The sequence below is a fragment of the Paracoccus sp. 228 genome, from assembly GCF_000967825.1.
Taxonomy (GTDB): Bacteria; Pseudomonadota; Alphaproteobacteria; order Rhodobacterales; family Rhodobacteraceae; genus Paracoccus; species Paracoccus marcusii.
Map to the genome: position 1 here is coordinate 257,639 of NZ_JYGY01000005.1, position 14,632 is coordinate 272,270.

Annotated in this window: 15 protein-coding genes; 6 read left to right on the forward strand and 9 right to left on the reverse strand. The window is 68.2% G+C overall.

Features of this window, described 5'->3' with window-relative positions; all coding sequences use genetic code 11:
- Positions 1 to 28: 28 nt before the first annotated feature.
- From SY26_RS16170 to SY26_RS16195, 6 genes are all read right to left on the reverse strand, one after another.
- Positions 29 to 2,365 carry an OmpA family protein gene (locus SY26_RS16170; protein WP_046001349.1) on the reverse strand — a complete coding sequence of 779 codons (2,337 nt, stop codon included), beginning with the start codon at positions 2,363 to 2,365 and terminating at the stop codon, positions 29 to 31.
- Positions 2,366 to 2,532: 167 nt separating this feature from the next.
- A complete protein-coding gene (locus SY26_RS16175) occupies positions 2,533 to 3,363 on the reverse strand; it encodes a ferredoxin--NADP reductase (protein ID WP_046001350.1) in 831 nt (276 codons plus the stop codon).
- A gap of 47 nt (positions 3,364 to 3,410) precedes the next feature.
- Positions 3,411 to 3,797: a DUF934 domain-containing protein gene (locus tag SY26_RS16180; RefSeq protein ID WP_046001351.1), complete on the reverse strand. Its 387-nt coding sequence runs from the start codon at positions 3,795 to 3,797 to the stop codon at positions 3,411 to 3,413.
- Positions 3,794 to 4,525 (reverse strand): phosphoadenylyl-sulfate reductase, encoded by a 732-nt coding sequence (locus tag SY26_RS16185; protein WP_046001352.1) that lies wholly within the window; start codon positions 4,523 to 4,525, stop codon positions 3,794 to 3,796. Before SY26_RS16185 ends, SY26_RS16180 begins: the two co-directional genes overlap by 4 nt.
- The gene (locus SY26_RS16190) at positions 4,518 to 6,176 is read right to left on the reverse strand and encodes a nitrite/sulfite reductase (protein WP_046001353.1); all 1,659 of its coding nucleotides are present in this window, start codon (positions 6,174 to 6,176) and stop codon (positions 4,518 to 4,520) included. The genes SY26_RS16185 and SY26_RS16190 overlap by 8 nt, the downstream gene beginning before the upstream one ends.
- On the reverse strand, positions 6,169 to 6,516 hold the full coding sequence (locus SY26_RS16195; protein ID WP_046001354.1) for a DUF2849 domain-containing protein: 348 nt from the start codon (positions 6,514 to 6,516) through the stop codon (positions 6,169 to 6,171). The genes SY26_RS16190 and SY26_RS16195 overlap by 8 nt, the downstream gene beginning before the upstream one ends.
- A gap of 99 nt (positions 6,517 to 6,615) precedes the next feature.
- Between SY26_RS16195 and SY26_RS16200 the strand changes: the two genes are divergently transcribed.
- Both SY26_RS16200 and arsC read left to right on the forward strand, forming a co-directional pair.
- Positions 6,616 to 7,131, forward strand: a complete 516-nt coding sequence (locus SY26_RS16200) for an Lrp/AsnC family transcriptional regulator (RefSeq protein ID WP_045981429.1) — start codon at positions 6,616 to 6,618, stop codon at positions 7,129 to 7,131.
- A gap of 1 nt (position 7,132) precedes the next feature.
- Positions 7,133 to 7,507, forward strand: a complete 375-nt coding sequence (gene arsC / locus SY26_RS16205; RefSeq protein ID WP_046001355.1) for an arsenate reductase (glutaredoxin) — start codon at positions 7,133 to 7,135, stop codon at positions 7,505 to 7,507.
- Positions 7,508 to 7,573: 66 nt separating this feature from the next.
- On the opposite strand, the gene SY26_RS16210 is transcribed toward arsC, so the two are convergent.
- From SY26_RS16210 to SY26_RS16220, 3 genes are all read right to left on the reverse strand, one after another.
- Complete coding sequence (locus SY26_RS16210) at positions 7,574 to 8,092, reverse strand: hypothetical protein (protein WP_052715331.1); 519 nt, start codon at positions 8,090 to 8,092, stop codon at positions 7,574 to 7,576.
- On the reverse strand, positions 8,086 to 9,768 hold the full coding sequence (locus SY26_RS16215; RefSeq protein ID WP_052715332.1) for a YadA-like family protein: 1,683 nt from the start codon (positions 9,766 to 9,768) through the stop codon (positions 8,086 to 8,088). The genes SY26_RS16210 and SY26_RS16215 overlap by 7 nt, the downstream gene beginning before the upstream one ends.
- A gap of 107 nt (positions 9,769 to 9,875) precedes the next feature.
- Positions 9,876 to 10,334 (reverse strand): Rrf2 family transcriptional regulator, encoded by a 459-nt coding sequence (locus tag SY26_RS16220; protein ID WP_045981432.1) that lies wholly within the window; start codon positions 10,332 to 10,334, stop codon positions 9,876 to 9,878.
- 181 nt (positions 10,335 to 10,515) lie between these two features.
- Between SY26_RS16220 and SY26_RS16225 the strand changes: the two genes are divergently transcribed.
- The 4 genes from SY26_RS16225 to purQ all read left to right on the forward strand — a co-directional run bounded on the left by SY26_RS16225 (position 10,516) and on the right by purQ (position 14,469).
- Positions 10,516 to 11,178 carry an alpha/beta hydrolase gene (locus SY26_RS16225; protein ID WP_045981433.1) on the forward strand — a complete coding sequence of 221 codons (663 nt, stop codon included), beginning with the start codon at positions 10,516 to 10,518 and terminating at the stop codon, positions 11,176 to 11,178.
- An 11-nt stretch (positions 11,179 to 11,189) separates the two neighbouring features.
- Complete coding sequence (locus SY26_RS16230) at positions 11,190 to 12,314, forward strand: HD domain-containing protein (RefSeq protein WP_046001356.1); 1,125 nt, start codon at positions 11,190 to 11,192, stop codon at positions 12,312 to 12,314.
- Between the two features lie 102 nt (positions 12,315 to 12,416).
- The gene (locus SY26_RS16235) at positions 12,417 to 13,628 is read left to right on the forward strand and encodes an NADP-dependent isocitrate dehydrogenase (RefSeq protein ID WP_046001357.1); all 1,212 of its coding nucleotides are present in this window, start codon (positions 12,417 to 12,419) and stop codon (positions 13,626 to 13,628) included.
- A 172-nt stretch (positions 13,629 to 13,800) separates the two neighbouring features.
- Positions 13,801 to 14,469, forward strand: coding sequence for a phosphoribosylformylglycinamidine synthase subunit PurQ (purQ, locus tag SY26_RS16240; RefSeq protein ID WP_046001358.1), 669 nt, complete (start codon positions 13,801 to 13,803; stop codon positions 14,467 to 14,469).
- Positions 14,470 to 14,632 lie beyond the last annotated feature (163 nt).

The window sequence follows — 14,632 nt, forward strand, 5'->3', positions numbered from 1 at the left end:
CGGGGCCCTCGTCGTTTCGAGGGTGCGCTTACTGCGCCAGCAGGTCGGTGATCCGGCGGACCGAGGCGCGACGGTTGTCGCGGATGTCGCCCTCGGCACGGACGCGCAGGAACTGCTCGCCATAGCCTTGGGTCACCAGGTTCTCCGGCGGCACGTCAAAGTACTCGGTCAGTGCCAGCGCCACCGACTCCGCACGACGGTCCGACAGCGCCAGGTTGGCGGCGTCCGACCCGACCGTATCGGTATGACCCTCGATCATGAAGATCTCCTGCGGGTTCTGGGCGATCTGGTCCTGAATCGCACGACCCAGACCCTGCAACTGCTGCGCCTGATCCGACCGGATCGCGGCAGAGCCGGTATCGAAGGTGATCGCGTCGATGTTGACCGGCGCCACCAGCGCCCGCACCTCGGGGATGTTGCGGATCTGGGACAGCGTGAATCGGCGGTCGACATTCGCCTCGCGCAGCAGGGCCTCGCGCAGCTGATCCTCGTTCAGGGGCGCATTGCCGGTCTGGACGGGGGCGGGGGCGGGCAGGGCGCCGATATCGACGGGCTGCACGTCGGCGGTGTCGTCGATCAGCTGCGTGGTCGTGCCGTCGGCGCTGACCAGGGTGCGGCGCAGAACCTGCAGGTTCGCGTCACGGATGGTCACAACGCGGCTGCCGTCCTGACGCGTCACGATGGTACGCGACGAACCGTCGTCGAAGTTCTCGGTCTGCACGGTCGAGCCGGGCTGGCGCAGCAGGGCGACCTCGTCCTTGATTACCTCCTGGCTGCCATCGGCGCGGGTGACAACGACGCGGTCCGGCGCGGACAACGCAACCTGGCGGTTGTTGTTCAGATAGGACCCGACAGCCACGGCGCCTAGACCCAGCAGCAGAGCGTTGCGCAGGCGGTTGTCGTCGTCCTCCTCCTCGGCCTGCGGTGCAGGCTGACCGGTGGCGCCCGCCAGCGCATCGCGCAGGCTGGTGGTGAAGTCCTCGGACGACGACCGGGCGTTTTCCTCGGTCACCTGCTGCTCGGTGATCTCGCCCGATCCATCGGCTGCGTCCAGCGCCGCCGCGGTGGCCGGTGTGGTCGCCTGAGCGGCCTCGCGCGATGCCTCGGTCTCAACGGTGTCCTCTTCGGCGGCGCGACGGATCATCTCTCCGTTCTGGCCGACGCGGTACATCTGCGCCTCGGTCGGGGCCAGGCGCAGCTCGCCCGCCTCATTGGTCTCGACGACGACGCCGTTCGGGGTCATCGCACGACCGCCATCCGCGCAGGGGAACGCGCTACCGTCCAGACAGGTCAGCGCCGAAGTGTCCAGGCCACCCTGAACCTCCTGCGTCAGCACTCCGGCCAGACCCGGCAGGGCGCCAGCGCGTTCGACCTGCGTTGCACCGGTCGCCAGGGTCAGGCCACCCTGAGCCGCAGGCGCTGCGGGTTCCGCAGGTGCATCGGCCGTCGCGGCCGGGTCGGCTGCGGGCTGCTCGCCCTGCTCCTGCGCGCGCAACTGCTCGGTCAGGGCGTCGAGGTCGCTTCCGACGGGTTGTTCAGTGGCATCCGCCGGCTGCTGGTCTTTCTGCGCGGCAGGGCGTGCGTTCGGACGCGGCTCCGCCGGAGCGTCGGCGGCAGGAGGCACCTCACGTTGCGGGTTGGCGCGCGGCGCGGTATCGCCGGCGGCCGGGGCCTCTGCGGCGGGCTCGGCGGCGCGGTTCGGATTCGGCGCGGGTGCGGCATCGGGCTGCGTTGCGGGGCGGGCCTCGGGCGCCTGGTCCGGCATCGCGTCAGGTGCGGGCGGCGGCGGGGTGCCATCCGGTGCAGGCTGCGGTGCAGGTTCGGCCGCAGGGGCCGGCTGGGCTTCGGCCTCGGGCGCTGCTGCCTCGGGTGCCGCCGGGGGCGCGGGCTCTGCGGCGGGCGCCAGCTCGGCAGCCGGGGCGGCCTCTGCCGCGGGCGCGGGAGCAGGTTCTGCGGCAGGTGCAGGCTCCGCCTCTGCCGCGGGCGCTGCTTCAGGTGCCTCGGCAGGCTGCTCCGCCGGGGCTTCGGCCGGTGCTTCCTCGGGGGCAGGGGGCGCCTCGGCCGGGGCTTCCGGCGCGGGTTCCTCGACTGGCGCGGGCTCGGGCGCAGGCTCTTCCGCAGGCGCGGGCTCCGCCGGCGGCGGGTTCTGGGCCTGGTTCAGGTCGGCACCGTCCTGCGGTCCCTCCTCGCCGGGGGCTGCGGGCGGGGGCGGGACCTGACCTTCGGGCGCGGCCTGCGCCAGGATCAGGTTCTGGGGAGCCGCCTGATCGGGGGAAGGCATTGCGGTCTGGGCCATCGCAAGATGCGGCGCCATCAGCGACAGGCAGGCCGCGATGGCGGTTGTGTTATGGATAATCCGGCGCATGAGACGCTCCTTGTGGAAAATCGAATGACTGTCTTTGGTGCTTTAACAGGCACTTGCGCCAAGGGTTCCCAAACTTGCCGTGACCATCGCGTGATGGGCGGCGGTGCGCCATGCAAAAGGCCGCGCCGAAACGGCGCGGCCCATGGGGCGATTCGATAGAAACGACGTCAGACGCCGTCGCCGACAAAGGCCTTTTCGACGACGAATTCGCGCGGCTCGGAATTCGCGCCCTCGTTCAGGCCGAACCCTTCCAGGACCGCCTTGACGTCGACGTTGAACGCCAGGCTGCCGCAGATCATCGCGCGATCCTGTGCCGGATCGATGCGCGGCAGGCCCAGATCCGACAGCACCTTGCCCGAGGTCAGGTTGTCGGTGATGCGCCCCATGAAGGGCGAGGGCTCTCGCGTCGTCGTCGGGTAGTATTTCAGCCGCTGGGCGAAATCGTCGCCATAGATCTCGGTCAGCAGCGGGTCGTGGCGCAGGTTGTTCACCAGCTCGGCGCCATAGACCAGCTCCTCACCGGTGCGGCAGGTATGCATCATGATGACCTGCTCGAACCGCTCATAGGTCTCGGGGTCGCGCATCAGGCTGGCAAAGGGCGCGAACCCCGTGCCGGTGGCCAGGAACCACAGCCGCTTTCCGGGCAGCAGCGCATCCAGGACCAGCGTGCCTACGGGTTTCGGACGCAGGATGATCTGGTCGCCCGGCTTGATGTGCTGCAGCTTGGAGGTCAGCGGCCCGTCGGGAACGATGATGGAATAGAATTCCAGCTCGTCGTCCCAGTTGGGCGAGGCGATGGAATATGCCCGCAGCAGCGGCTTGCCGTTGTCGCCCGGCAGGCCGATCATCACGAATTCGCCCGACCGGAAGCGCAGCGAGGCGGGCCGCGTCACACGGAACGAAAACAGGCTGTCGGTCCATTTCGTGACCGAGGTCACGGTCTGGGCGTCGGGAACGGTAATCTTGGCGGCCTCGGTCACGGGCAGATCCAGCGTCATTGTTGCAATCCTTGTCGTCTAATCGAAGGGGCGCGAGGGTGAAAGGGTCAGCCGGCCAGCTGCGCCCGATGGTCCCAGGCCTTCCAGTCGGCGCGGGCCAGCCACTGATCCTCGGGCTGGCGGGCGGCGATGTCGGGGGCGACCTCGACCTCGTCAAAGCCCACGCGGCGCGCCATGGCGTATTGATCGGCGATCAGCCGCCCCGTCGCGCGCAGGCGACCGGTATAGCCCAGCTCGCGCAAGCGGCGGGCCAGCGTGAAACCGCGCCCGTCGCTGAAGGACGGAAACGCGATCCCGATCAGCGGCTGATCAAGATGGTCGGCCAAGGTCGCGGGGGCGGTGTCGGGGGCCAGCACCACGGCAGGCTGGTCGGTCACTGGATGAAACCCGTCGTCACGGGCCAGGACGGGTTCGCTGTTCAACTGCTCGCTCATGCCGAGACCTTTCCGCGGACCATGCGCCCGCCGATGAAATGGATGCCGCATTCGGATTTCTCCTGGCCGCGCCAGCGCCCGGAACGGGGGTCCTCGCCCGGCTTGACCGGAGAAGTGCAGGGCGCGCAGCCGATCGAGGGATACCCTTTGGCCACCAGCGGATGCCGGGGCAGGCGGTTCTCGACCATGTAGTCCTGCACGTCCTCGGGGCGCCAATGCGCCAAGGGGTTCACGCGCAGGCGCGACGGGGGTTCGGGCTCGAAGAACTCCAGCGCGGCGCGCTGGCCGTTCTGGAACCGCTTGCGGCCCGTGATCCAGGCGTCATAGCCCGACAGCACGCGTTCCAGCGGCACCGTCTTGCGGAAATCGCAGCAGGCGTCGGGGTTCACCTTGTGCAGCGTTCCGTCCGGGTCGTGGGCGGCGATCTCGGCGTCACTGGCGGTGATGACCTGCACGTTGGTCAGCGAAAGCCGCTCCGCGACCTCGTGTTGATAGGCCAGGGTCTCGGGGAACAGCATCTGCGTGTCGATGAACAGCACCGGCAGGCCCGGTGCGACCCGGCTGACCATGTGCAGCAGCACGACCGATTCAGCGCCGAAGGACGACACCAGCGCCACCTGCCCCAGATCGGGGTCGGTGACCGCGCGGCGCAGCACCTCGATGGCGGCATGGTGGCGATAGCGGTCGTTCAGCCGCCCCGCGCGTGTGTCCAGGTTCCCGTCAAGCATCGGCGGCCACGGGATAGAGCGCGGCCTTGAACGGGGCCTGACCCAGACGGCGATAGGCGTCGATAAAGCGTTCGGACGCGTCCTCGCGCACCTCCAGATAGGCGCGCAGCAGCCGGTCGATGGCCGGGACCACCTGTTCGGCGGGGAAGCCCGCGCCCGCGCGCTCGCCGATGGCCGGGATGTCATAGGCATCGCCGCCAAGCGTGATCTGATAGTTTTCCACGCCCGCACGATCCAGCCCCAGGATGCCGATATGGCCCAGGTGGTGATGCCCGCAGGCGTTGATGCAGCCCGAGATGCGGATGTTCAGGTTGCCGATCTCCTCCTCCAGCCCGACGGAGCGGAAATGGTCGGCGATCTCCTCGGCGATGGGGATGGAACGCGCGGTGGCCAGCGCGCAGTAATCCATGCCGGGGCAGGCGATGATGTCGCTGGTCAGCCCGGCATTGGCGGTGGCAAGGCCCGCGGCGCGCAGCTCGGCGTACAGCGCCGGCAGGTCCGACTTGTGCACATGCGGCAGGGCCACGTTCTGGTCGTGCATCACGCGCAGGTCGTTATGGCCGAAGCGTTCGGCCAGATCGGCCAGCAGGCGCATCTGGGATGCTGAGGCATCGCCCGGCGTCTGGCCCGGCGCCTTGAAGGTCACCACGACGCTGGCATAGCCCTCGACCCGGTGCTGGTGCAGGTTGGTGTCCGACCAGCTGCGGAAGGCGGGGTTCGCCTGACGCTCGGCCTCATAGCCGTCGACGGGCGCGTTGCGGAAGCTGGGCGCGCGGAAGCGGTCCTTGAACACCGCCAGCGCATCGCGGTCGGCGCCGTGGAAATCGCGACGGCGGGCGAGGAATTCCTCCTCGATCTCGGCGCGCATGACGTCCAGGCCGCGCTCCAGCACGGTGATCTTGATGCGGGCCTTGTACTTGTTGTCGCGGCGGCCGGCCAGGTTGTAGGTCGCGATGATCGCCTCGACATAGGGCAGCAGGTCCTCCTCGGGCAGGAAGTCGCGGACGACCTGACCCAGCAGCGGCGTGCGGCCCAGGCCGCCGCCGATCCAGACCTCGAAGCCGGTCTTGCCGTTCCGCTCCACCAGACGCAGGCCGATGTCATGGGCGGCGATGACCGCGCGGTCCTTCTTGCCGCCGGAAATGGCGATCTTGAACTTGCGCGGCAGGAACTGGAACTCGGCATGATCGGTGGACCAGCTGCGCAGCAGTTCCGCATAGGGGCGCGGATCGGCGGCCTCGTCAAAGGCGGCGCCGGCGAAGGCGTCGGTGGTCACGTTGCGGATCGTGTTGCCGCTGGTCTGGATGGCGTGCATGCCGACATCGGCCAGCGCGTCCAGCATGTCCGGGATGTCCACCAGCTTGGGCCAGTTGAACTGGATGTTCTGGCGGGTGGTCCAGTGGCCGTAACCCTTGTCCCACTTCTCGGCCAGCAGGGCCAGGGTGCGCATCTGGTCCGGGCTGATCGTGCCATAGGGAATGGCCACGCGCAGCATGTAGGCATGCAGCTGCAGATAGACGCCGTTCATCAGGCGCAGCGGCTTGAACTCGTCCTCGGTCAGGCTGCCGTCCAGACGGCGGGCGACCTGGGCGCGGAACTCGGCTGCGCGCTGGCGGACATAATCGGTCTCGACGGGGCGGATATCAAACATGGGCGATTTCCGTCTTCTGGGCGTCGGCTTGCCGATCGGCCTGGATGCCGTGGAAATAGTTGGACGGTCCGCGCTGGCGGAAGGCCTCGCGGAAATGGACGGGCTCGGGTCCGTCGGGACCGCGCCTGGCCTCGACCAGGTAGGGACCGACGACGATCTCGGATTGCGCCACGGCCTGCAGCAGGTCCAGGTCGGCGATAGCCTCGTCGTCATAGACGGTCGCCTGGCGCGGATCGCGGGTCCAGCCGTCGGCGCACATCCACACATTGTGGCCTTCGCGAAGGTCATTCGCGGTGATGACGCCGGGGCGGGCGGCCGACAGGGGGAAGGATTTGCTCATGACTGGACCTCGCGGTTTTGCTGACCTCTATATAGAATTTCGTTCTGGATTCTGCACAGTGGTCGCGGCAAATAAGGACGATCGACCAAGGAGCGCGCCATGCCGGAACCGATTTCCCCCGATGCGGGCGCAGGCCAAACGCCTGTCCGCCTGGACGAGGTGGACCGCAAGATCCTGTCCCTGCTGCAGCAGGATGCCAGCCTGTCGCTGGACCAGATCGCCGATCGGGTGGGGGCCTCCAAGACCCCGGTCTGGAACCGAATCCGCAAGCTGCGAGAGGCGGGCGTGATCCGCCGGCAGGTCGCCATCCTGGACCCCGAGGCGCTGGGGCTGGAGGCCTGCTTTTTCGTGCTGATCCGCACCAGCGAGCATGACCGCGACTGGGCCGCGCGCTTTCTGCGCGCGCTGCGCGAGCGGCCCGAGGTGGTCGAGGCACACCGTCTGGCGGGCGACATCGACTATATCCTCAAGGTTCAGGTCAGGAACGCCCGCGCTTATGACCGCTTTTACCAATCGCTGATCGGCGAGGTGAAGATCCACAACGTCACAGCCCTGCTGTCGATGGAGGAGATCAAGGCCACCAGCGCCCTGCCCATCCCGGACGGCGAGCGCTGAGATGGGTTGGGTGATCTGGCACAAGCCGACCTGCTCCACCTCGCGCTGGGTTCTGGCCGCGCTGCGCGAGGCAGGGATCGCACCCGAGGTGCGCGACTATATCGCCGCGCCGCCGTCCGAGGATGCGTTGCGCGATGCGCTGTCGCGTCTGGGCATCGGGGCGCGGGGGTTGCTGCGGCGCAAGGGAACGCCATTCGCGGAACTGGGGCTGGATGATCCCGGCCTGTCCGATGATGCGCTGATCGCGGCGATGGCGGCCCATCCGATCCTGATCGAACGGCCGGTCGTCTTCGCGCCGCATGGCGCCGTGCTGTGCCGGCCCAAGGAGCGGGTCAGTGAGCTGATCGTCCGCAATCACGCAGGTGGTTCGCCGTGATCCGGCGGGGGTGCGGGGTGCGAACCGACAGATGACGACCGGACTGCGGCGAAATCGGCAGATGCCTTACGGATCGATCGGATCGAACGCCCCGACAGAGATGCCCAGCAACAGCCAACGCCGCCCCTCCAGCCCCAGGACCAGATCGAAGCTGACATGACGCGGCTGCAGCGGGACAAAGCCGGTCAGGCGCAGCTCCTGCCCGGTATCGGACAGCGCGCTGTCCAGGATGACCGGGTCGACGGCCATCGCCTGCAGCAGGTCCAGCCGTTCCTCGCGCAGCGGCGTGAACAGGCCCGCCAGGCGCGTCGGATCGTTGGCCAATGCGAATTCAGGGGCGGCGATGTCGCGCAGCACCGTATAGTTGCCCGTCCAGTTGCCGTGGTTCACCGCCGCCAGCACGTCGCGGATCAGCGCGGTGGCATAGCTGGGTTCGACCAGGGGGGCCTCGGCCCGGGGTTCGGGCTGCGGTTCGGCGGAGACGTCCTGCGCATGGGCGCTGGCGCCGACCATCGCCAGCGCCATCGCGATGGCCAGGGACAGCGCATGCGCCGTCCCCGTCCGTGTTGCGGCGTGGCCTACCACGCGTAGGTCACGCCGATGCGGCCGCCGACCTGGTTGCGGTCGAAGCCATAGGTGATGCCCGCGTCGAACTGGGTGTTCGCATCGAAGCGGTAGCCCATCGACGCGGCCAGTGCCTGCGATCCCTCGAAGCTGCCGATGCTGGTCGACACGGCATAGGTCTTGTCCTCGGGGACATAGGGAGTGTTCAGCGCCATCGCCATCGCGATGCCTTCCTTGTTGTCCTCTACCTGCTGGCCCAGAGAGCGCACGCGGCCGTTCAGCGACGACATGCTCTCGCCGATCGACCGGTCGACCGCCAGGTTGCCCTGCGCGTCCGAGGTCACGACGCCGATGGGGGTGCCCTGCGCCGCCGTGCTGGCATCCGACGCGATGCCCGCCGCGCGATAGGTGTTGGCACCGTTGCCCAGCACGAACTCGTTCGCGCGGGTTGCGGTCGCGCCATCACCGATGGCGACCGAGTTGTCGGCCGCAGCGACCGCCTGGTTGCCGAGCGCGATCGACCCCGATCCCATGGCCATCGCGGCCTCGCCGATGGCGGTCGAGCGCACGCCACTGGCCGCTGCCAGGTGGCCGAAGGCATGGGCGCGTTCGGCGGTGGCCTGCGCCTGCCAGCCGAAGGCGGTGGCGGCGGTGCCGTTCGCGACCGATTCACCGCCGACCGCGGTGGTCGAGGTGCCGCTCGCGACCGAGGTGTCGCCGATGGCCAGCGCGTCCGTGCCGTTGGCAATGGATTCGTTGCCGATCGCGGTCGAAAAATCCGACTGGGCGTCGGCATTCTCGCCCACGGCCAGCGAGCGGACACCCTGCGCGGTGGCCAGGTGGCCGATGGCCTGGGCGCGTTCCGCGGTCGCCATGGACTGCCAGCCGATGGCGCTGGCGCCCGGCCCGGTCGCGACCGATTCGCCACCGATGGCGGTGGTCGAGTTGCCGTTCGCCGCCGCCGTGTCGCCCACGGCCAGCGCATCGACGCCATTGGCGACGGATTCGTTGCCGATGGCGGTGGACAGGTCGGTCTGGGCGTCGGCATTCTCGCCGATGGCCATCGACCGGACGCCCTGTGCGGTGGCCAGGTGGCCAAAGGCCTGCGCGCGTTCCGCGGTGGCCTGGGCCTGCCAGCCGATGGCGCTGGCGCCGGGGCCGGTCGCGACCGATTCGCCGCCGACCGCGGTGGTCGAGTTGCCGTTCGCCGCCGCGGTGTCGCCCACGGCCAGCGCGTCGACGCCGTTGGCGACGGATTCGTTGCCGATGGCGGTGGACAGGTCGGTCTGCGCGTCGGCGTTCTCGCCCACGGCCAGGGACCGGACGCCTTGGGCGGTGGCCAGGTGGCCGATGGCCTGCGCGCGTTCCGCGGTGGCCTGSGCCTGCCAGCCGATGGCGCTGGCGCCGGGGCCGGTCGCGACCGATTCGCCGCCGACCGCGGTAGTCGAGGGGCCGGTGGCGGTCGCCTCTCCGCCGATGGCCACGCCGTCCACGGCGGTCGCATCGGTCGAGGCGTTGTCGCCGATGGCGACCGACAGCGGGCCCTCGGCGATGGCGGTCGGGCCGCAGGCCAGCGATCCGGCGCCGCCTGCGCCCTGCTGGCATTCCTGTGCGGCGGCCGTGCCGACGGCGCCGATCATCGCGATGGCGGCAGCACCGCCGAGCAGCATGGCGCGGGTACGGGTCAGGTGGGTCATGGGATTCTCCTCATCCGTTGGACAGGGCCTTTTGCGGGCCTCTGACCGGGGGACGCGGGAAACCGCCGACCGGATGCAGGATTTGTCGAATTAATTCCCGGGCGGCCTCAATCGTCCACGACGTTGAGGATCTTGGGCAGCGCGGGGCAGGGCAGCAGCTGGTTCTTCGCCACGTCGGCCAGCGTGTGATTGTGCAGGAAGACATAGACATGCGCGGACAGGCTTTCCCACAGCCGGTTCGACAGGGTCTGCGCCCGCGACCCGGAAATGCCGCCCGACGCGCCCGCGCCGATATGCATGGCGCTGACGGTCTCGTCCACGGCCTCCAGGATCTCGGCCACGCGGATCGTCTCGGGGGTGCGGGCCAGGCGGTATCCGCCGCCCGGACCGCGCACGGATGCCACCAGCCCCGCCCGGCGCAGGCGCACGAACAGCTGTTCCAGATAGGGCAGCGAGATGTCCTGGCGTTTCGAGATTTCGGCCAGCGAGGTCAGGTCGCCCCCCTTGGCGATGGCCAGGTCGGTCAGCGCGATGATCGCGTAGCGTCCCTTGGTGGACAGTTTCATGGCGCGTCTTCCCCCCGATGGTCCCTGCTGGGCCTGCCTTTGCATTGACGCGCGCCGTCGTCGCGCGCTATGCCCGGCCCAGCATGTTTCTTGCCAAACCTGTGCCGGCTGCCCAGATATCCCGTCTAGAAGCCATGCGCGCACGCGTCAAGAAACCCGACAGGACCTGTGAAGGACAACCATGCCCGAGCTGATTTTCCCCGGCCCCGAAGGCCGTCTCGAAGGCCGTTACCACCCTCAGCCCGGCAAGCCAGACGCCCCCATCGCCATCGTGCTGCATCCGCACCCGCAATATGGCGGGACGATGAACAACCGCGTCGTCTACAACCTGCACTATGCGTTCCATCGCATGGGGTTCACGGTGATGCGGTTCAACTTCCGCGGCGTGGGCCGCAGCCAGGGCGAATTCGACCAGGGCATCGGAGAGCTGTCCGATGCCGCCTCGGCGCTGGATTACCTGCAGGCGATGAACCCCAATTCCAAGCATTGCTGGGTCGCGGGATTCAGCTTCGGTGCGTGGATCGGGATGCAGCTGCTGATGCGCCGCCCCGAGATCACCGGCTTCATCAGCGTGGCGCCGCCCGCAAACATGTACGATTTCAGCTTCCTGGCGCCGTGCCCGTCGTCGGGCCTGATCGTGAACGGCACCGCTGACCGCGTCGCCCCGCCCAAGGACACCGCCACCCTGGTGGGCAAGCTGCGCGAGCAGAAGGGCATCACCGTCACCCATGAGGAGATCGAGGGCGCGGACCATTTCTTCCGCGACGACGAGACCCACATGAAGCCGATGATCGACCTGGTGCAGGGTTACGTCAGGAAGCGCCTGACCGAGACGTCGCGCTGAGGGCTGTGGCCATGCTGGACGATGCGTTCGCCTTTCTGTGCGAGGCGGACCGGCTGAAGTCGGTCCACCGCGCCAGCGTCCTGATGGATCTGTCGCGCCCCGAGAACAGCGCAGAACACAGCTGGCACGTCGCCTTGTGGGCGATGGTGATGGGCGCCAGCGACCGCGCCATCGCGATGATCCTGATCCACGATTTGGTCGAGATCGACACGGGCGATCAGCCGATCCACCTGGATCATGACGTGGAAGGCCTGGCCATCGCCGAGGCCGCGGCGGCGGATCGCATCTTTGGCCTGGCGCCGGACGGGGCGCGGCTGGCCGCCCTCTGGCGCGATTTCGAGGGGCGCGCGGACGCTGCCGCGGTGACCGCCAAGCGCATGGATCACGCACAGCCCATCTTTCAGGTACTCCAGGCGCGCGATCCGATCCCCGACCATGTCCGGATCGTGCGCGACAACCTGTCGGCCGGGCGCGCGGCGCGGTTCGAACGCGAATGGCCGCAGGGGTGGCAGGCCGCGCAGGCGCTGCTGTCCGGGCAGGAGGTCGCCCAGGGCGATCTGGCCCGCCGCCTGGCCTTTCTGGCCGAGGCCGACGCGCTGAAGGGCGTCCTGCGCGCAAACCGCCTGCTGGACGGATCGCGGCGCGAGAACAGCGCCGAGCACAGCTGGCATCTGGCGCTGTACGCGCTGGTGCTGGGCGGTCTGGCGGGGCCGGGCGTCGATCCGGGCCGCGTCATCCGCATGCTGCTGATCCACGATCTGGTCGAGATCGACGTGGGCGATGTGCCCCTGCATTCCGCCGGCGGGCAGGCGCATGGATCGGCGGCGATCCAGGCCGCCGAGGAGGCCGCCGCGCGGCGCCTGTTCGGCCTGCTGCCCGACCCGCAAGGACAGCAGATGCTGGCCCTGTGGCGCGAGTTCGAGGCGGCGGCCAGCCCCGATGCCGTCTTCGCCAAGGCGCTGGACCGTTGCCAGCCCGCGGTCCAGAACCTGCGGTCGGGCGGCGCGGGCTGGGTCGAATACGACGTGACCCTGGCGCAGGTGGAAAGCCGCGTGGGCCCTTGGGTCGAACGCGGCTGCGCGCCGCTGTGGCAGTGGCTGCACCACGGTCTGCGCGCCCATTTCGCAGGCAACTGATCACCAGGCGGGCGTTTTGCATACCATCGCATACCGTCTTTCAATCGGACCCTTTTGCGGCTAGAAGCGGCGCGACCGTATCCACCGCACAAGGGGCTGTTCATGTCGAAGATCAAGGTTGCCAATCCCGTCGTCGAGCTGGACGGGGACGAGATGACGCGGATCATCTGGGACTTCATCAAGCAAAAGCTGATCCTGCCCTATCTGGACATCGACCTGAAATATTACGATCTGGGCATTGAGGAGCGCGACCGCACCAACGACCAGATCACCATCGACGCGGCCGAGGCGATCAAGCGTCACGGGGTCGGCGTGAAATGCGCGACCATCACCCCCGACGAGGCGCGGGTCGAGGAATTCGGCCTGAAGAAGATGTGGCGCAGCCCCAATGGCACGATCCGCAACATTCTGGGCGGCGTGATCTTCCGCGAACCGATCATCTGCAAGAACGTGCCGCGGCTGGTGCCGGGCTGGACGCAGCCGATCATCGTCGGCCGCCACGCCTTCGGCGACCAGTACAAGGCCACCGATTTCCGTTTTCCGGGCAAGGGCAAGCTGACCATCAAGTTCGTCGGCGAGGACGGCGAGACGATCGAGCACGAGGTCTATGACGCCCCCGCCGCCGGGGTCGCAATGGCCATGTACAATCTGGACGATTCGATCCGCGATTTCGCCCGCGCCTCGCTGAACTATGGCCTGGCGCGCGGCTATCCGGTCTATCTGTCGACCAAGAACACGATCCTCAAGGCCTATGACGGCCGCTTCAAGGACCTGTTCCAGGAGGTCTACAAGGCCGAGTTCCAGGACCGGTTCAAGAAGGCCGGCATCCATTACGAACACCGCCTGATCGACGACATGGTCGCATCGGCGATGAAATGGTCGGGCGGCTACGTCTGGGCCTGCAAGAACTATGATGGCGACGTGCAGTCGGACACCGTCGCGCAGGGCTTTGGCAGCCTTGGCCTGATGACCTCGGTCCTGATGACCCCGGACGGCAAGATCGTCGAATCCGAGGCCGCCCATGGCACCGTCACCCGCCACTATCGCGAACATCAGAAGGGCAATGCGACCTCGACCAACTCGATCGCGTCGATCTTTGCCTGGACCGGCGGCCTCAAGCACCGCGCCAAGTTGGACGACAACGCCGCCCTGCTGACCTTTGCGCAGACGCTGGAGAAGGTGACCGTCCAGGCGGTCGAGGACGGCCACATGACCAAGGACCTGGCGCTGCTGGTGGGTCCCGACCAGAAATGGCTGACCACGATGGGCTATCTGGAAAAGGTCGACCAGTACCTGAACAAGGCGCTGAACTGATCACGAAGGCCGGGCAATCGTCCGGCCTTCTGCTTTCCAAGGGGGCAGGATGCATTTCTCCGTTGTCCAAATACCCCCGGGGGGATCGCCGCAAGGCGATGGGGGGCTGGCCCCCCTTTCTTTGGAACCCGGCCTGCGCTAAGGGCAGGGCGTCCCAAGCAGGAGTCCCGCGATGAAAGCCGCCGTCGTCACCTTTCCCGGATCGAATTGCGACCGCGACCTTGCCGTCGCGCTGGAACAGGCGGGGGCCGAGGTGGTGCGCGTCTGGCACAAGGACAGCCAGCTGCCCGACGGGATCGACCTGGTCGGCGTGCCGGGCGGGTTCTCCTATGGCGACTATCTGCGCTGCGGGGCGATCGCCGCGCATTCCCCCATCGCCGACGCGCTGCGGGCCCATGCGGCGCGGGGCGGCTATGTGCTGGGAATCTGCAACGGCTTTCAGGTGCTGACAGAACTGGGCCTGCTGCCCGGCGCGCTGATGCGCAACACCGGGCTGACTTTCCTGTGCAAGCCGTCGGTCCTGACCGTGGGCACCGCGGACAGCGCCTTCACCGGCGGTTACGCCAAGGGCCAGCGGATCAGCATTCCGGTGGCCCATCACGACGGCAACTATCAGATCGGCACCGAAGGCCTGGCGCAGCTGCGCGATCAGGACCGCATCGCCTTCACCTATGCCCCGGCGATCAACGGGTCCGTCGGCGACATCGCGGGCGTGCTGTCGGAAAACCGGCGCGTCTTGGGCATGATGCCGCATCCCGAACGCGCCGCAGATCCGGTCACGGGCGGCACCGATGGGGCAGCGCTGTTCACGGGGCTGGCCACGGCGCTGACGCACGCCTGACTTGAGCCGGACCGTTCTTCGCCATAGATTGCGTCAGCCGATCTTGTGGGACGGGTCCGTGCGTGGTCACTGAGGATCATATCGAAGACAGCGCCGAACGCAGGCGCGGCAGGGTCGGCCAGCCGGTCAACCCCTGGTGGCTGCGTGCGACGATCGCGCTGAT